Below are 16,100 nucleotides of genomic sequence, written 5' to 3' on the forward strand. Positions count from 1 at the left end.
GTCGCTTGTCCACCGCACCCCGGAAGCGCGTGAAGGCCCCCTTCCCGCGGCTGAGCCGAGGGAAGGGGGCCTTCACGCGCGAAACGGTCAGCCGATCGCGGAGACCAGCGGGTTGTAGTAGCCGCCCCGCTGGCCGGTGGCCGTCGGGTGGTACGAGTTCACGATCGGCCAGGTGAGGCTGTGCAGATAGTCGTCGGCCGACGAGCAGATGTTGTGCCCGGTGAACGCGCCCCGCACGTCGACGAACTTGGCACCGTTCGCCGAAGCACGAGCCGAGAGCACCGACGCCAGCGCGTCGGAACCCGAGTTGATCGCGGTGCGCTTCGTGTCGCTCAGCCCGACCGAGCACGAACCCGGCACCGTGTAGAAGCGCGGGTACCCGAGGACGACCAGCTTCGCGCCGGGCGCCTTCGCCTTGATCTTGCTGTAGACGTTGTTCAGCAGCCCGGGAAGCGTGTTGTTCACGTAGGTCTTCGCGGTGTTGACCCGGTTGATGCAGGTCTGGTCGCTGCCGGTGGTGCAGGTGGTCATGACGTCGGCGAAACCGGCGTCGTTGCCGCCGACCGAGACCGTCACCAGCGTCGTGCTGGAGGTGACGTTCGCGATCTGGTTGAGCACGTCGCCGGTGCGCGCCCCCGAGCACGCGACGAACTTGAAGGTGGTCCCGGCGTGGGCGTTGGCCCACAGCTGGGGATAGGCGTTGGCACTGCGCATGCAATCGCCCGAGTTCCCGTAACTGCCGGCACCGACGCCGGACGAGTACGAGTCACCGAGCGCCACGTAGTTGGTCGCCGCTTGGGCGGTGCCCGCGAGACCGAGGGTGGCAAGGACAGCGACCCCCAGGGCCGCACCTAAACGAGTGAAGGAAAGAGCTTTGATCCGAGCAGGGACGGACATGGTCACTCCTTTGTGACAAGTTAACGAGAGACAGCATTACCAGGTGGTAGCCCCACACGACAGGGTCATTTCCCCAGGTAGCCCACTTGGCTCAGGCTGGAAGTACGGCCGCGTGTTAGCGCTCGCTAACACGCGGCCTTAATATGGCCAGATGCCGGCGAACCCCACCCCACTCGTGAACGGCGAGAAGGCGAACAGGCGTGAACAGATCATGGCCGCCGCCGCCGAGCTCTTCGCCCACCACGGTTTCCACGGCGTCGGCATCGACGACATCGGCGCGGCCGTCGGCATCTCCGGCCCGGCGCTGTACCGGCATTTCCGCAGCAAGGACGCCATCCTCGGCGAGATGCTGAACTCGATCAGCCGCTACCTCCTCGACGGCGGGACGGCCAGGGCGAGCCAGCGGGACGAGCCGGATGAGGTCCTCGAAGCACTGGTGGATTTTCACGTCGACTTCGCGCTGACGCATCCCGCGTTGATCACCGTCCAGGAACGCAACCTCGCCAACCTCACCGACAGTGACCGCAAGCAGGTCCGCGCCCTGCAACGCCAGTACGTCGAGGTCTGGGTGCGGGCGATCAGCGACGCTGTCCCCGGGATCGGCGAGCGCCAGGCGCGTTCGGCGGCGCACGCGGTGTTCGGGTTGATCAACTCGACGCCGTACAACCGCCATCTCGGTGACAGCGAACTGGCCGAGATGCTCTGCCGTCTCGCGCTGGGTGCACTGCACTCCGCCAAGTGACCACGACCGGGTTTCGGCCTATCCCCACTTTTCCGTCCTCTGGTGTTTGATAGGCACGTGGAGCCGGACAGGAGCGAGTACGAGCGGAGGCTCGTCGAAAAGGCGCAGCGTGCGCTCGTGGCGATCAGCCTCGGGGAGGACGCCGAGGCGCTCGACGAGCTCATGCCGACCGCCGCCGAGCCGCAGGCCCGCTCCGACGAGACCAAAGAGCTCGTGATGATGCTGTTCGGCGAATGCAGCGCCATGGTGTCGACGCTGGGTGATGGGGGAAGTGCGCCGGTCAAGGTGCAGGTGTTCGACGAGGACGGCGAAGAGGTCTCGATCGACCAGGCGGACCCGCCGGTGCGGACGGCCGTCCGCACGCTGCTGGCCGAGGTGCACGGCAACAGCGAGGCCGCGCAGGAACAGGTCGAGATCGCGCTCGCCAACGCCGCGCCGGACGAGGTCGACAGTCTTGTGCTGCAGGCGCTGCGGTGGACGATCCGGCTGTCGGCGGAATGCCTGGACCGGGACCTGCCGGTGGCGCCCTGGATCTCGGACGCCGTCGCGGACTAGCCGCTCGCGCTCGTGGCCGCCTCGCGTGACTGGATGGACGACACCCGCGATCAGCCGGACGTCACGTGCGCCGTCCGGCTGATCACGCGTGTCGTCCGTCTGGTCACGTGTGTCGTCCGCCTGATCACGAGAGTCGTCCGGCTGGTCATGCAAGTCGTCGCTACGCGGCGACTAGTCCGGCACCCTGCGGCCGCCGGGTGTCGCGAAAGCCACTTTCGCGACGTCTGATGTCCCGAAAGTGGCTTTCGCGACATGCCAAGTCAGCGAATCGGGAGCCGGTTGGGGAACACTGAGCGGCGGGCGATCCGGCGGGAACCCGTTGCGAAAGCCACTTTCGCAACCTTCAACGTTGCGAAAGTGGCTTTCGCAACGGCATGTCGCGCCGTGCAGCTGGCGCGCCTAACCCAGCAGGAGCTTCACCAGCCGCCCGATCTGCTCGGTCTCGATCAGGAACGAGTCGTGCCCGTAAGGCGACGCGACGACGGCGAAGTCCGCACCGGCGACGCCGTCCGCGATGGCCCGCGACTGGTACAGCGGGTAGAGCCGGTCGCTGTCCACCCCGGCCGCGACGGTACGCGCGGTGATCCGGCCGAGCGCGTTCGCGACGCCGCCCCGCCCGCGGCCGACGTCGTGGGTGTTCATCGATTCGGTGAGCACCACGTAGCTGCCCGCGTCGAACCGGCGTGACAGCTTCCCGGCGTGATGGTCCAAATAGGACTCGACGGCGAACCGGCCGCCGCGCAGCGGGTCTTCACCGTCCTGATGGCGATGGCCGAAGCGTTGCGCCAGTTCGGCTTCGCTGCGGTAAGTCGCGTGCGCGATGCGGCGCGCGATGCCGAGCCCGGCGTCCGGACCGCCACCGGGGACGTCGTGGTAGTCGCCACCGTGCCAGCCCGGATCGGACCGGATGGCGTGCAGTTGCGGCGCGGCCCAGGCGATCTGGTCGGCCGACGCCTGCGCGGTCGACGCGAGGACGAGCAGCGCCGCGACCCGCTCCGGTTCGCTCACCGCCCATTCCAGCGCACGCATCCCGCCCATGGAACCGCCGATCACCGCGGCCCACCGGCCGACGCCGAGCGCGTCGGCGAGGACAACCTCCGCGCCCACCTGGTCCCGGACCGTCACGACGGGAAACCTGCTGCCCCAAGGCTTTCCGTCCGGATGCGCCGACGACGGACCGGTCGAGCCCTGGCAGCCGCCGAGCACGTTCGGGACCACGACGAAGAATTCGTCCGTGTCGATCGCCTTGCCCGGCCCGACCAGGCCGTCCCACCAGCCGGGGCTGACGTGACCCTCCTCCACGGGGCCGACGGCGTGACTGTCCCCGGTCAGCGCGTGCTCGACGAGAATCGCGTTGGAGGCGCTGGGATTCAGCGTCCCCCACGTCTCGTAGGCGAGCGTGAAGGGCAGCGTCCCGCCGGTTTCGAGCGCCTGGACGCCGCTGACGAAGCGGCGACGCCCAGGCGGCTCTCCCTCTCGCCAAGCACCGGTCACAGAGCGGCCTTCGCCGCCCGGAATCCGGCCTCGAGGTCGGCCTTGAGGTCCTCGATCCCTTCCAGGCCGACGGCGAGCCGCACGAGACCCGGCGTGACACCGCTCGACAGCTGCTCCTCCGGCGTGAGCTGGCTGTGCGTCGTCGAGGCCGGGTGCACGATCAGGCTGCGCACGTCGCCGATGTTGACCAGCTGGCTGTGCAGTTCCGTACCGTCCACGAAGGCCCGCCCGGCTTCGACGCCACCGCGCAGATCGAACGACAGCACCGCGCCGGCGCCCTTCGGCAGGTACTTCTTCGCGGCCTCGTGATACGGGCTCGACGGCAGCCCGGCGTAGTACACCTTCTCGACCTCGTCGCGCTGCTCCAGCCATTCGGCCAGCGCCTGCGCGTTGGACACGTGCCGCTCCAGCCGCAGCGAAAGTGTCTCGATCCCTTGCAGGATCAGGAAACTGTTGAGCGGCGCGATCGCGGCGCCCGTGTCCCGCAGGATCTGGACCCGGGCCTTGGCGGCGAACGCGCCCGGGCCGAGCGCCTCCCAGTACTTGAGACCGTGGTAGCTCGGGTCGGCTTCGTTGAATCCGGGGAACCGCGCCGGGTCCTTGCCGAAGTCGAAGGTGCCGCCGTCGACCAGCACCCCGGCGACCGTGGTGCCGTGCCCGCCGAGGTACTTCGTCGCCGAGTGGACCACGATGTCGGCGCCGTGCTCGATCGGGCGGACGAGGTACGGCGTCGGCACGGTGTTGTCCACGACCAGCGGGACACCGGACTCGTGCGCGGCGTCGGCGACCTTGCGGATGTCGAGGACGTTGCTGCCCGGGTTGGCCAGCGTCTCGGCGAAGAACAGCTTGGTGTTGGGCCGGACGGCGGCCTTCCACTGCTCTATGTCGTCCTGGTCTTCGACGAACGAGACCTCGATACCGAGCTTCGGCAGCGTGTAATGGAAGAGGTTGTACGTGCCGCCGTAAAGCGCCGGGCTGGAGACGAAATGGTCACCGGCGTTCGCGAGGTTGAGGATGGCCGCCGTGGTGGCCGCGGTCCCGGAGGCGAACGCCAGCGCCGCGACCCCGCCTTCGAGCGCGGCGAGCCGCTGCTCCAGCACGTCCTGCGTGGGGTTGTTGATCCGCGTGTAGATGTTGCCGGGCTCGGCGAGGCTGAACAGATCGGCGCCGTGCTGGCTGTCGCGGAACACGTACGAGGTGGTCTGGTAGATCGGGGTCGCCCGCGCGCCGGTGGCGGTGTCCGGCGCCGCACCCGCGTGGATCTGCTTGGTCTCGAACGACCATCCGTCCGCGCTCATCGCGATTCTCCTAGCGGTTCAAGGGGTTTCGGCTGTTGGCACCGAAGCTAGCTCCGCCGGACGGAGCACCCAACCGCTCTCAGGAGGTGGGATTCCTTTCCTGGAGAGCGAACCTGTTGCCCTCCGAATCGGTGAACATCGCCCACCAGCCCCAGGGCTGCTTCTCCGGCTTGGCCGGGAACTCGACGCCCTTCGCCGAAAGCTCCTCGTACGTCTTTTCGATGTCGTCGGCGTAGAAGAAGAAATTGCCCGTCGGGAGTTCGTCCCGCACCTCGAAGCGCTTGAGGTCCTCCGGTGCGGTGCTCAGGACGAGCGACGTCACCCCATCGGCTGAAGTGACCTCGACCCACCGGTTCCCGTTGTCGTCGTACGGCACGTCGGTGGTGACCTCGAATCCGACGACTTCGGACCAGAACCGCTTCGCGCGCTCCTGATCCCGTACGCCGACCACGATCTTGTGCACACCTCGAATCGCCACGTCCGGCTCCTTTGTATCCATCATGGATATATCGAGATCGGAGTGTATGCTTCGCGGATGGCCGACGGCAACCCGCAGCTCACCCCCGCGGCGTTCCAGACCCTGCTGGCGCTCGCGAAAGGTCGCGCGCACGGCTACGCGATCATGGGTTTCGTCGACGAGGTGAGCGGCGGCACCGACCGACTCGGCCCGGGCACGCTGTACCGGACTCTCGCCAGGCTCGCCGCCGACGGCCTGGTCGAAGAAGCCCCGGACGCGAGCGAGGACCAGCCGCACGACTCCCGCCGCCGCTACTACCGGCTGACCCGCGCCGGCCGCGAAGTCGCCGCCCGCGAGGCGGAGTTCCTGAGCAGGCTCGTCGCGGTCGCCGACCAGGCGGGACTCCTGAAGCGCGCGGAGTCGGCGTGAGCCGGGCGCTCGGCTTGACGCCGCATCTGTTCGTCAAGGACGTCGATGCGTCGCTTTCCTTCTACGGCAAGGCGTTCGGCGCGGTGGAGCTGTTCCGCAACGTGCTGCCGAACGGCGTCGTGCTGTTCGTGGAGGTCGCCGTCGGCGACGCGCGGCTGCTGGTGAGCCAGGAGATCCCTCAGCTCGACGCGCTCGCGCCGTCGACCCTGGGCGGCACGCCGATGCTGCTGGTACTGGAGACCGAGGATCCCGACGATCTCGCGCGGCGCGCGGTGTTCGCGGGCGCGAGCGTGGAGGCGCCGGTCGAGGAGATGTTCTTCGGCGAACGCTACGGCAGGATCGTCGATCCCGACGGTCACCGATGGGCGTTGACGACGAAACGCGAGCGGTTCACCCCCGAGGACATCGACGCGAGGACGCCCCGCGAGGTCTGACGTGTGCGGCGGTCCCACCTGCTGGACAATCACCCCATGGTTTCGGTGCGCACTGTCGTCGACCGGGTGGGGCCGACGCTGCTGCACGCCCTCCAGGTCCCCGAGGAGTCCCCCGCGGTCGGCGACGTCGTCATCGCCGAGCCCGGCCACACCCTCGCCGCGGGGGACCTCGTCCTCGGCGTCGCGATCACCGAGACCCCGGACGCGGCGGAACTCGTCAAGCTCAGCGCGGCCAAAGGCGCCGCCGCCGTCCTGCTGAAACCCCCGCTCGCGGCGAAACCCTCGGTGAAACGGGCGGCGAAATCGGCGGACATCGCGTTGATCGAGGTGCGCTCCGCGACGTCGTGGGCCCAGCTCGTCTGGCTGCTCAGGACGGTTCTCGACGCGCTGGCCGACGAGTCGGACGCGCTGGAGGACGGCGGCGGGCCCGGTTCCGGCGACCTGTTCCGGCTCGCGGACGCGGTCGCCTCGGTGGTCGACGCGCCCGTCACCATCGAAGACACCAACTCGCGGGTGCTCGCGTACTCGGCCCGGCAGGACCTGACCGACTCGGCGCGCGTGTCCACGATCATGGGCCGCCGCATTCCGGACGACGTGCTCGCGCGGTTCCGGTCGCGAGGGGTGTTCCGCGAGCTTTCCCGTGGGCGGCAGACGATCTTCGTACCCGCGCAACGCGACGGCACCTTGCCGCGGCTCATCGTGCCGATCCGGATGGGCGGCGAACTACTGGGGTCGATGTGGGCGGTCGTCGCGGGCCCGGTCTCCGACGAACGCGCGGCCGCGTTCGCCGACGCGGCCCCCGTCGTCGCGCTGCATCTGCTGCGCCGCCGCGCGCACACCGATTCGCAGCGCCGGGTCTCGGCCGAGCTCCTGCGCGCACTCCTCGAAGGGAAGGCCAGCCCGCGCAAGGCGATCGCGGAACTCGACCTGTCCGAGGAGCCGCACCGCGTGGTCGTCATCGAGGTCTCCGGCGGCGACGGCCGCGACGACGAGGGCTTGCGGCTCGCGCTCCTCGAACGGATCTCGCAGGGTGTCGGCAGGCGGCCGGTGGCCACCGAACTCGGCGGTGTCCTCTACGCCGTCGTCCCGGATGGCGACGGCTGGGACGAACTCCGGGCGGCCCTCGAAGCCCTGCCGTCGTCGCGGAAGGGCGGGACGCCACGGGCGGCCGCCGGTTCGGCCTGCGAAATCGGCGAGCTCGCGACCTCACGGCTCCAGGCCGACGAGGCGCTGAGCCTGCTTCGCGCGAAGCTCGTCCCCGGCCGCGTCGTGGTCTTCGACGAGGCGTGGACCGCCCTCTCGCTGCATCGCGGCGCGACGGCGGCGAGCACCTCGAAGGTCGCCGAGCTCGGCCCGCTCGGCCTGCTGCGCGCGCACGACGAAGCCCACGAGAGCGGCTACGTCGACACGCTCTACCAGTGGCTGCGGCATCCGGGAGACCCGCGCGCGGCCGCGAAGGAACTCCGGATCCATCCCAACACCCTGCGGTACCGGATGCGACGGCTGCTCGACCTCGTCCCGCTGGATCTCGACGATCCCGACGTCCGGCTGGCGTTGATCACGCAACTCGTTTCCCTGCGGTGGAGTTGATTCCACTACAAACTGCTCGACGACGAATACTTTGTAGCGCGACATTCCGCGGCCGGACGTCAGGAAAGGGCCTTTCAGGACGGAAAACGTCTTGAAAGACCCTTTCATGACATTCGACGGTTCAGTGCGCGCTGGCGCGATATCCGTCCTCAATGGTCTGCCGTACCGCGGCGAGCAGATCGGCACCGGGGTAAAGCGGCAAAAGGACACCGGGGCCACCGTCGACCCGAAGCGCGGCTTCGTATCCGTGCCCGGGGGTTTCGACAAGGCCGACGATGACATCGGCCGGATTGCCTTCGGTGTCGACGGTGCGGACACGCCGCTCCCGCCGCCAGTCCTGATTTGTCATGCGGAACAGAATGGCAGCTTACCGGCCAGTAAGATCAACATCTTGACTCGATCGTGCTGCATTTACCGTTTCGCAGGTTGCACGACCGCGCCCACCCCCAGCGAACGCGGCCGTGCGTCATACCCGATAGCCGAGGTCTTCGGCGACGAATCTCTTCGGCACCATCCGGACCCAGACGGTCCCTTTCACCTCGGGATCATCGTGCAGGTAAGAACGAAAACGCGCATCCCATTTGCGCTCGTCGGGACCGAGGTACCGGCTCAGCAGCCGCTGTCCACGAGGGACGTCGAACGGCAGCACCTCGGCCTCGCCGCGCGCGAGCACCTGCCGCACCAGACCGGTGCCGACATCGCACACGTCGACGGTCAGCGCGATAGACGGCGACTCGCGGACGAGACCGGCCAGCCGCGCCCACGGTCCGGTGAGGATCCAGAAGGCCTTCTTCTCCCAGAGGTACCAGGCAGGGCGCACGGACGGCCCGGCCGCGGCGACCCTGGCGGTCAGCGGACCGGCGAGGAATTCGTCGACATCGAACATCAGACCTCGAGCAACGTCTTGCCGAGCGCGCCCCGCGACTGCATGACCGCGTGCGCGTCCGCCGCCCGTGCGAGCGGGAACCGTTGGCCGATCACGGGTTCCAGCCGTCCGGCGGCGGCTTCGGCGAGCGCGGACTCGGTGAACGCCCGCATCTGCTCCGGCCCACCGAGGCCACGGATCACCGTGACCCCGCGCGCGGCGGCGTCCTCTTCGGACACCTCCGTCCACGAACCACTCGACAGGCCGTAGATCAGCATCCGGCCGCCCGGCTTCAGCAAACCGAACGCCGCCGTCCCGATCTCACCGCCGACCCCGTCGAACACGACGTCGACCTCGCCCGCCTTCTCCGCCCAGCCCGGCTCGCGGTAGTCGACCGCCAGATCGGCGCCCCGCTCCCGGACGTGCCCGGTCTTCGCGGCACCGCCCGCCGCGCCGACGACCTCGGCACCGGCGGCCTTGGCGAGCTGGACGACCAGCCCGCCGACCCCGCCGGCCGCCGCCTCGACGAGCACGCGCTCCCCCGGCCGGATCCGCGCGGCGGTCACCAGCGCGGTCGCCGTGCGGCCGTCGGCGAGGATCGCCACCGCGGCGTCGAGGGCCAGGCCGTCCGGCACCTCGAAGACCGCCGCGGCGTCGACCGCGACCCGTTCCGCGTAGCCCCCGGAACCGCCGGTGGAGGTCACGACGCGCTTGCCGATCAGACCGAGGTCCGCCCCTTCGCCGACCGCGCTGATCACGCCGCCGACACCGTTGCCCGGGATCAACGGCGGCTCGGCGCGGAACGGCCCGCCCCCGCCCGCCCGGAACTGCGTCTCGACGAACGTGATGTTGGCGAAGGCCACCTCGATCAGCACCTGGCCCGCGGCGGACACCGGATCCGGGGCATCGCCCGCGACGAGCACTTCGGGCCCGCCGAACTCTTTCAACCACACGGCTCTCATGTGACCCAAGGTGCAAGCTCCAGTTGACTGGAGGTCAAGCGATTGTGCCGCGAAAACCATGATCGGTTCTCAACACTGTCTCCGGCGGACGATGACACCGCCGTCCGGGTGGCTCACCGTGAGTGGCAGCACCTTGTTCGCAGAACCGTCGCCAGGAGGCTTTCCGTGCGTATCGCCGTCCCCCGTGAGATCAAGAAGCATGAATACCGGGTGGCGCTCACCCCGGCGGGCGTGCACGAACTGACCGGGCGCGGCCACGACGTCTTCGTCGAGACCGGCGCGGGCGTCGGCTCGTCCATCTCCGACGACGAGTACGTCGCCGCGGGCGCGAAGATCCTCGCCACCGCCGAGGAGACCTGGTCCGAAGGCGAACTCGTGCTCAAGGTCAAGGAGCCGATCGCCGAGGAGTACCCGCGGTTGCGCGCCGACCAGGTGCTGTTCACCTACCTGCACATCGCCGCGGACCGGCCGCTGACCGACGCGCTGCTGGCCGCGGGCACCACCGCGATCGCCTACGAGACGGTGCAGACCCCGAACCGCGCGCTGCCGCTGCTCGCGCCGATGTCCGAGGTCGCCGGACGGCTGGCGCCGCAGGTGGGCGCGTTCTCCCTGATGAAGCCGAGCGGTGGCCGCGGCGTGCTGCCCGGCGGCATCCCCGGCGTCCACCCGGCGCGCGTGGTCGTGATCGGCGGCGGTGTCGCCGGCCTCAACGCGGCGCGGGTCGCCCTCGGCCTCGGCTCGGACGTCGAGATCCTCGACACGAACGTCGACCGCCTCCGCCAGATCGACAACGACTTCGGCGGCCGCATCCGCACGGTGACCTCGAACGCGCTGTCGGTCGAGCAGTCCGTGCTGGAGGCCGACATGGTCATCGGCGCGGTGCTCGTGCCCGGCGCGAAGGCCCCGAAGCTGGTTTCGAACGAGCTCGTGTCGCGGATGCGCCCGGGCAGCGTGCTGGTGGACATCGCGATCGACCAGGGCGGCTGCTTCGCCGACTCGCGGCCGACGACGCACGACGAGCCGACCTACAAGGTCCACGAGTCGGTGTTCTACTGCGTCGCGAACATGCCGGGCGCGGTGCCCCGCACCTCGACCTACGGCCTGACCAACGTGACGCTGCCGTACGCCGTCCAGCTGGCGGACCACGGCTGGCAGAAGGCGCTGCAGGCCGACGCTTCGCTCGCGAAGGGTCTCAACACGCACGCGGGCGCGCTGACCAACGCCCCGGTCGCGGCCGCGCACGACCTGCCCGCCACGGAGCTGGCCGCCGTCCTGGCCTGACCCCCACGCCACATTCCCACGCGAGGGACCTTTGCCCGGGAGCAAAGGTCCCTCGCTCCTTTTTGCGCCTTTCCGGCCCTCGGCTGCCCGCGATCGCGGCACACTGTCCGCGGGGAGGTACTCGATGGAATTCGAGGTACTGGGGCCGCTCCGCGTCCGTTCCACCGGCCGTGCCGTCGCCGTCACCGGACGTATGCAGAAGGTCCTGTTGGGGACGCTGCTGGCGAACGCCAACCGCGACGTCCCGGCGAACACTCTCGTCGACGTGTTGTGGCCGGGGGAAACCGGCGATTCCGCGTCGAAGCTGTACCTGCACGTCCACAAGCTGAGGCGGCTGCTCGGCGAACCGGATCGGCTGGCGAGCGGGGAGGGCGGCTACCAGCTGCGGGTGCTGCCGGGGGAACTCGACGCCCAGCGGTTCGAGTCGCTCGTGGACGAAGCCGTCGCGAGCGATCCGCGGCGGTGCGCCGAATTGTCGCGTGAGGCGCTCGCACTGTGGCGTGGTGAGCCGTACGACGGGCTCGACTCGCCGGAGCTGGCCGAGCGGGCGCGGCGGCTCACCGAGCGCCGGCTGGCCGCGATCGAAACGCTGTGCCAGGCCGAACTCGCCGATGGCGGGTCTTCGTCCCTGGTGGACGAGCTGACCGAACTGATCCGCCGTCACCCGTTCCGGGAACGTCTGCACGAACTGCTGATGATCGCGCTGTACCGGGCGGGGCGGCGCACGGCGGCCTTGGCCGCCTACCGCGCGGCACGACGGCTGTTCGTCGAAGAACTCGGGATCGAGCCGGGCCCGGAGCTTCGCGAAGCCGAAAGGCGCATCCTCGCCGGGCTACCGATCGAGCCGGCGGGCTCGACGGCACCGGCGGTCGTGCCGTCGGAACTGCCCCGCACGGTTCGGAACTTCGTCGGCCGGACGGCGGAACTGTCCGAATTGGACGATCAGCTCGCCCTGTCCGGCCGGGATTCGGCACCGGTGTGCGTCGTGGTGGGCACCGCGGGCGTCGGCAAGACCGCGACGGTGGTCCGCTGGGGCAACCGCGTCCGCCCCCGCTTCCCCGACGGCCAGCTGTACGTCGACCTCCGCGGTTACGGGCCGGAGCAACCGCCTTCGGCCGCGAACGTGCTCGAAGGGTTCCTCCAGGCACTCGGTGTCGAAGGACCGGCGATCCCCCGCGACCTCCCGGCGCGGGCGGCCCGGTTCCGGGCGCTGGCCGCCCGCCGCCGTCTGCTCGTCGTGCTCGACAACGCGCGGACCTGTGAGCAGGTCCGGCCCCTGCTGCCGATGAGTTCGTCCTGCCATGTCGTCGTGACGAGCCGGGATTCACTCGCCGGGCTGGTGGCCCGCGACGGCGCGAACCGGATCGTCCTGCGACGGCTGCCGTCTTCCGACGCGCGGGAGTTGTTCCGCGGCCTCGCGGGCGAACGGACGGACGACGCCGCCGACGCGATCGACCAGGTGGTGCGGCAGTGCGTCCGGCTGCCGCTCGCCCTGCGGGTCGCCGCGGAGATCTTCCGCGCCCGCGACAACATCAGCGTCGCCGACCTCGCCGCCGAACTGGCGGACGAGCACCGGCGCCTCGACCTGATGGACGCCGACGGCGACGCCCACACCGCGATCCGCTCGGTGTTCTCCCGGTCCCTCCATCATCTGCCGACGTCGTCCGCGCGGCTCTTCGTCCTGTGGGGGCTCCATCCCGGGCACGACCTCACGGCGTCCGCGTTCGCCGCGCTCTCCGGCGAAGACCTGCGTGCCACGCGAAAGGCTCTCGACGCGCTCACCCGATCCCACCTCGTCGAGGAGGGCTTCGCCGGGCGCTACCGGACACACGACCTACTCCGCGCCTACGCACGGGAACTCGCCGGCCAGGTCGAGCCCGCCTGCCGTGAGGCGGCCACGCGACGCCTGTTCGTGTGGTTCCTGCGCACGGTGCTCGCGGCCCGCGCACTCGTCGACCCGAAGGCCCGCGTGATCGACCTGACCGGTTTGGAGGAGACGCCGACCGAAGCGCCGTTCCACACCCGCGACGACGCGCTCGCCTGGTTCGCCGCCGAGCGCGCGAACCTGGTGGCGGTGGTGCGGACCGCGGCGGACCAGGGCGCCGACGACATCTGCTGCCTGCTGGCCGCCGCGCTGATGCGGCTGTTCTACCTGACCAAACACTGGGACGACTGGCTGGTCACCCACGAGATCGCGGTGGCCGCGGCCCGGCGGTCGGGAAGACGCGTCGACGAGGCCTACCTGCTGCTCGGCCTGGGGATCGCCCACGACGACGTCGGCGGCTTCGAGAAGGCGATCGAGTACTTCCGCACCACGGCGGAGGTGTTCCACGAGCTAGGCAACCGGCACGGGCAGGCGTGGACGTTGAACAACCTCGGCGTGACGCAGGACAGCATGGGCCGTTTCGCCGAAGCGGCGGCGAGTTACACGGCCGCGCTCGAGATGTTCCAGGCGGACCGCGACCTCCACGGCGAGGGCATCGCGCTGAACAACCTCGGCGATCTTCGCCGTCAGCAGGGCCTCTTCGACGACTCCCTGCGTCATCTGCGGGACGCCGTGGCACTGCAGCGGAGCAGCGGCGATCGCACGTCGCTGCGGTTCACCCTGCGCACACTCGGCGATCTGTACCGGGACAAGGGACTGCGGGAGCAGGCGGGTGAGGAGTACCGGCACGCGCTCGCGATCACGCGCGAACTGGACGACCGGTGGGGCTCCGCCCGGCTGCTCGTCCAGCTCGCCGACCTGTCGGCGGCGGACGGACGCGAAACCGAAGCCCGGGACCATCTCCACGAGGCGCTCGGGCTGTGCACGGCCACCGGCGACCCGATCGCCGAGAAGATCCGGGCCCGCCTCGGCGCGTGAGGGTTCACGCGCCGAGGCGGCCGGGATCTCCCCGGGTCAGGCGGGTTCCGCTTCGGCCGTGTCCGGTTCGTCGGGGGTGGTGACGCCGCCTTGCGATTCACCCATCCCGGCTTCGGCAGGCAGCTTCTTGTCCTCCGGCGGGTGTTCGGGTGCCGGTTCGATCACCCATCTGTCGGGGTTGCTCACTTCGCTCGGCAGCGTCCCCGGTGCCGGGAAGCTGAGCGCGGAGATCTCGATGGCCTTCACGTTGGCCGCGAACTCGCCCATCGTCGAGAAGGCGTTCTCGATGAGATCGGCGTAGCTGGAGACCAGGTCGTTGATCGCGCCGACCACCTCAGTCGGATCGAAAAGACTGGCACAGCCCGCGGCCGCCTTCGTGATGAACCCGATGGCCATCCCCCACGTCTCGTGCACGAAGGCGATCGTTTGGGCGAGCAGGGAGCCCACTTCCCCCAGTTTCGCGGCCGTCAGATCGCATTCCTGGACGACCCGATCGGTGTGGGTCTTGAACGCGTCGAACGCGCCTCCCTGCCAATACGCGTCCAGCGAACCGAGTTTCGTGTTCAGCCCGTCGGCCACCGTGCTCGGCGTCTTCTGCGCTTCACCCCATTGGCCGGCGAGCGACGAGGCGATCGTGTGGTCGCCGAGGATCTTGCGGATCTCGTCGAGGACCACCTTCACCCCGGTGCCGACCGCGGGACCGCAGACGACGCTCACGGCATCCGCGGCGTCCTGCACGGTCGCCGCGTCTCCTTCCGGATACGGCGCGGGTTCAGTCATCGTCGCTCCCCAGGTAGCCGAACTGCTCGTAGTACTCGGCGTCTTGCGCGGCGTAGGTGTTGGCGACGGTGACGAGCGCGGATGCGGTGTCCTCGAAGCTCGTGATCGCTTCGCCGAGTTTCTCGACGACGAGGTTGCACGCGCCGTTGTACGCCTCGATGTATCCCGCGCCGGTGGCGAGCAGACCGAGGTCGCCCGGTCCCATCGTCAGCCTGCCGACCGTCTCCTTGAGCGTGGTCCACGAATCGGCCGCGGTCCGGAACTCCGTCGCCATGTCCGCGAGCGATTCCGGGACGACCTCGTAGCCGGTTCCCTCCGCCATCAGAGTTTTCTCCGTTCGATCCGCTCGGCCCTGGCGGCCTGTTCGGCCCGCTCGATCGCCGCGAGGAGATGGCCGCCGAGCGCGGCCGGGTTCATCGTGCGCAGTGCCCGCTCGTCGAGGTCGACGGCGACCAGGTCACCGGCTTCGTCGACGTGGACCCTGCCGAGACCGGCGTCGATGTCCGCACCGGCGAAATGGTCGTCCCGCCGGGAGACCGGCCGCCTGTCGTCTTCCTCGTCGTCGAGGTCGTGAAGCCGCAGCAGGCCGTTCATCGGACGCCTGCCCGGGCCAGCCGCCGATATTCGGCGCGGGCCTCTTCACGCGCCTGACCGACCACCTCGACGATGTACGCGCCAAGCTCTCCACCACGGCTGCGTGCCACCGCGGCCCGGTCGATGTGGATCCCGACGAGCCGCGCCCGATGATCCACCTCCGCCCGAACAAGCCCCCCACGCGCCGACGCCGTGTAGCGCCGCCCCGCCAGCTCCCCCTCGGCCCGCAGGAGCGCGGCCTTGCTCTTCGCGAGCAGCTCCGCGACCTCTCTGATCTTCCGTACCGGATCGGTCTCCACCGGTCACTCTCCCCTCGTCACCTTCTCGACGACAGGATCCGACCCCGACCTTTCCCAAACCTTTCCCGCGGCCACGCCGCTCCGTGCCTGCGCTCAACTCACCAGGCCACGCCGCTCCGCGCCGTCGGCCACCCCTCGAGAACCGGCGCCGACCGCACCGTGGGGGTCCGGGGGGCTCGGCCCCCCGGGTGATACGACGAAGCCCCACCTTCGGGAAGACGCGCCAGCGTCGACCGAAGTGGGGCAAAGGGGCTGAGGGCGGCCCGCTCGACCAGCCTGGGGGTCACTGGGAGCGGGCCGCCTCCTACATCGTAGGTAATAAGTCGCCGTCGCGCTGCATGGGGTTGCCATGTCTTCCGAATTATTTCTTCACGAACCTCTGGCGAGGTCGGTGATTTTCCGCGCTCTGCGTCGTATATCCGGTAGTCAGCGGCCATTCGGCGCAGCGACGGGTGCCCTGGAGGACGGATCCGTCACCCGGTCGAACGTGACGAAGGTCGCTTTCGGCGGATTGACCCCTTCCTCGGGTACGGACTCACCCCGTGAGGCAGGATGTCGCG

General features: G+C 69.6%; 18 protein-coding genes. 7 read left to right on the forward strand and 11 right to left on the reverse strand.

The features are described 5' to 3' along the window. Nucleotides 1–87: 87 nt before the first annotated feature. Complete coding sequence (locus tag AB8M46_RS04655; protein WP_051972348.1) at nucleotides 88–897, reverse strand: SGNH/GDSL hydrolase family protein; 810 nt, start codon at nucleotides 895–897, stop codon at nucleotides 88–90. A gap of 151 nt (nucleotides 898–1,048) precedes the next feature. Between AB8M46_RS04655 and AB8M46_RS04660 the strand changes: the two genes are divergently transcribed. After that, nucleotides 1,049–1,639, forward strand: coding sequence for a TetR/AcrR family transcriptional regulator (locus AB8M46_RS04660; protein ID WP_037341145.1), 591 nt, complete (start codon nucleotides 1,049–1,051; stop codon nucleotides 1,637–1,639). A gap of 57 nt (nucleotides 1,640–1,696) precedes the next feature. Next, nucleotides 1,697–2,194: a hypothetical protein gene (locus tag AB8M46_RS04665; protein WP_016337027.1), complete on the forward strand. Its 498-nt coding sequence runs from the start codon at nucleotides 1,697–1,699 to the stop codon at nucleotides 2,192–2,194. Between the two features lie 399 nt (nucleotides 2,195–2,593). On the opposite strand, the gene AB8M46_RS04670 is transcribed toward AB8M46_RS04665, so the two are convergent. The 3 genes from AB8M46_RS04670 to AB8M46_RS04680 all read right to left on the reverse strand — a co-directional run bounded on the left by AB8M46_RS04670 (nucleotide 2,594) and on the right by AB8M46_RS04680 (nucleotide 5,464). After that, nucleotides 2,594–3,688: a homoserine O-acetyltransferase gene (locus tag AB8M46_RS04670; protein ID WP_394359639.1), complete on the reverse strand. Its 1,095-nt coding sequence runs from the start codon at nucleotides 3,686–3,688 to the stop codon at nucleotides 2,594–2,596. Continuing rightward, nucleotides 3,685–4,986, reverse strand: coding sequence for a bifunctional o-acetylhomoserine/o-acetylserine sulfhydrylase (locus AB8M46_RS04675; protein ID WP_037341140.1), 1,302 nt, complete (start codon nucleotides 4,984–4,986; stop codon nucleotides 3,685–3,687). The genes AB8M46_RS04670 and AB8M46_RS04675 overlap by 4 nt, the downstream gene beginning before the upstream one ends. A gap of 79 nt (nucleotides 4,987–5,065) precedes the next feature. Continuing rightward, nucleotides 5,066–5,464, reverse strand: a complete 399-nt coding sequence (locus AB8M46_RS04680; RefSeq protein WP_350592630.1) for a VOC family protein — start codon at nucleotides 5,462–5,464, stop codon at nucleotides 5,066–5,068. A gap of 57 nt (nucleotides 5,465–5,521) precedes the next feature. Here AB8M46_RS04680 and AB8M46_RS04685 point away from each other — a divergent pair, with 57 nt between their 5' ends. The 3 genes from AB8M46_RS04685 to AB8M46_RS04695 are packed head-to-tail and all read left to right on the forward strand — an operon-like array spanning nucleotide 5,522 to nucleotide 7,896. Continuing rightward, nucleotides 5,522–5,872: a PadR family transcriptional regulator gene (locus tag AB8M46_RS04685; protein WP_394359640.1), complete on the forward strand. Its 351-nt coding sequence runs from the start codon at nucleotides 5,522–5,524 to the stop codon at nucleotides 5,870–5,872. Next, entirely contained in the window at nucleotides 5,869–6,306 is a 438-nt protein-coding gene (locus tag AB8M46_RS04690; RefSeq protein WP_394359641.1) for a VOC family protein, read from the forward strand. Before AB8M46_RS04685 ends, AB8M46_RS04690 begins: the two co-directional genes overlap by 4 nt. Before the next feature lie 36 nt (nucleotides 6,307–6,342). Further along, nucleotides 6,343–7,896 carry a CdaR family transcriptional regulator gene (locus AB8M46_RS04695; RefSeq protein ID WP_037341133.1) on the forward strand — a complete coding sequence of 518 codons (1,554 nt, stop codon included), beginning with the start codon at nucleotides 6,343–6,345 and terminating at the stop codon, nucleotides 7,894–7,896. Nucleotides 7,897–8,017: 121 nt separating this feature from the next. Here AB8M46_RS04695 and AB8M46_RS04700 read toward each other — a convergent pair whose 3' ends face one another. From AB8M46_RS04700 to AB8M46_RS04710, 3 genes are all read right to left on the reverse strand, one after another. Then, nucleotides 8,018–8,245 (reverse strand): hypothetical protein, encoded by a 228-nt coding sequence (locus tag AB8M46_RS04700; RefSeq protein ID WP_007033850.1) that lies wholly within the window; start codon nucleotides 8,243–8,245, stop codon nucleotides 8,018–8,020. 117 nt (nucleotides 8,246–8,362) lie between these two features. Continuing rightward, complete coding sequence (locus AB8M46_RS04705) at nucleotides 8,363–8,782, reverse strand: pyridoxamine 5'-phosphate oxidase family protein (protein ID WP_037341131.1); 420 nt, start codon at nucleotides 8,780–8,782, stop codon at nucleotides 8,363–8,365. Continuing rightward, the gene (locus tag AB8M46_RS04710; protein ID WP_394359642.1) at nucleotides 8,782–9,723 is read right to left on the reverse strand and encodes a zinc-binding dehydrogenase; all 942 of its coding nucleotides are present in this window, start codon (nucleotides 9,721–9,723) and stop codon (nucleotides 8,782–8,784) included. Before AB8M46_RS04710 ends, AB8M46_RS04705 begins: the two co-directional genes overlap by 1 nt. A 165-nt stretch (nucleotides 9,724–9,888) precedes the next feature. Between AB8M46_RS04710 and ald the strand changes: the two genes are divergently transcribed. Continuing rightward, complete coding sequence (gene ald / locus AB8M46_RS04715; RefSeq protein ID WP_037341127.1) at nucleotides 9,889–11,004, forward strand: alanine dehydrogenase; 1,116 nt, start codon at nucleotides 9,889–9,891, stop codon at nucleotides 11,002–11,004. Nucleotides 11,005–11,128: 124 nt separating this feature from the next. Next, entirely contained in the window at nucleotides 11,129–13,867 is a 2,739-nt protein-coding gene (locus tag AB8M46_RS04720; RefSeq protein WP_394359643.1) for a BTAD domain-containing putative transcriptional regulator, read from the forward strand. Nucleotides 13,868–13,903: 36 nt separating this feature from the next. Here AB8M46_RS04720 and AB8M46_RS04725 read toward each other — a convergent pair whose 3' ends face one another. Genes AB8M46_RS04725 through AB8M46_RS04740 form a run of 4 tightly spaced genes read right to left on the reverse strand, consistent with a single transcriptional unit; the run spans nucleotide 13,904 to nucleotide 15,540 of the window. After that, nucleotides 13,904–14,647 carry a WXG100 family type VII secretion target gene (locus AB8M46_RS04725; protein WP_378428131.1) on the reverse strand — a complete coding sequence of 248 codons (744 nt, stop codon included), beginning with the start codon at nucleotides 14,645–14,647 and terminating at the stop codon, nucleotides 13,904–13,906. Further along, nucleotides 14,640–14,969, reverse strand: coding sequence for a hypothetical protein (locus tag AB8M46_RS04730; protein WP_394359644.1), 330 nt, complete (start codon nucleotides 14,967–14,969; stop codon nucleotides 14,640–14,642). The genes AB8M46_RS04725 and AB8M46_RS04730 overlap by 8 nt, the downstream gene beginning before the upstream one ends. Next, nucleotides 14,969–15,241: a hypothetical protein gene (locus AB8M46_RS04735; RefSeq protein ID WP_394359645.1), complete on the reverse strand. Its 273-nt coding sequence runs from the start codon at nucleotides 15,239–15,241 to the stop codon at nucleotides 14,969–14,971. Before AB8M46_RS04735 ends, AB8M46_RS04730 begins: the two co-directional genes overlap by 1 nt. Further along, the gene (locus AB8M46_RS04740; RefSeq protein WP_394359646.1) at nucleotides 15,238–15,540 is read right to left on the reverse strand and encodes a YbaB/EbfC family nucleoid-associated protein; all 303 of its coding nucleotides are present in this window, start codon (nucleotides 15,538–15,540) and stop codon (nucleotides 15,238–15,240) included. The genes AB8M46_RS04735 and AB8M46_RS04740 overlap by 4 nt, the downstream gene beginning before the upstream one ends. Nucleotides 15,541–16,100 lie beyond the last annotated feature (560 nt).

The sequence above is a fragment of the Amycolatopsis sp. SB7-3 genome, assembly GCF_041021335.1.
Taxonomy (GTDB): domain Bacteria; phylum Actinomycetota; class Actinomycetes; order Mycobacteriales; family Pseudonocardiaceae; genus Amycolatopsis; species Amycolatopsis japonica.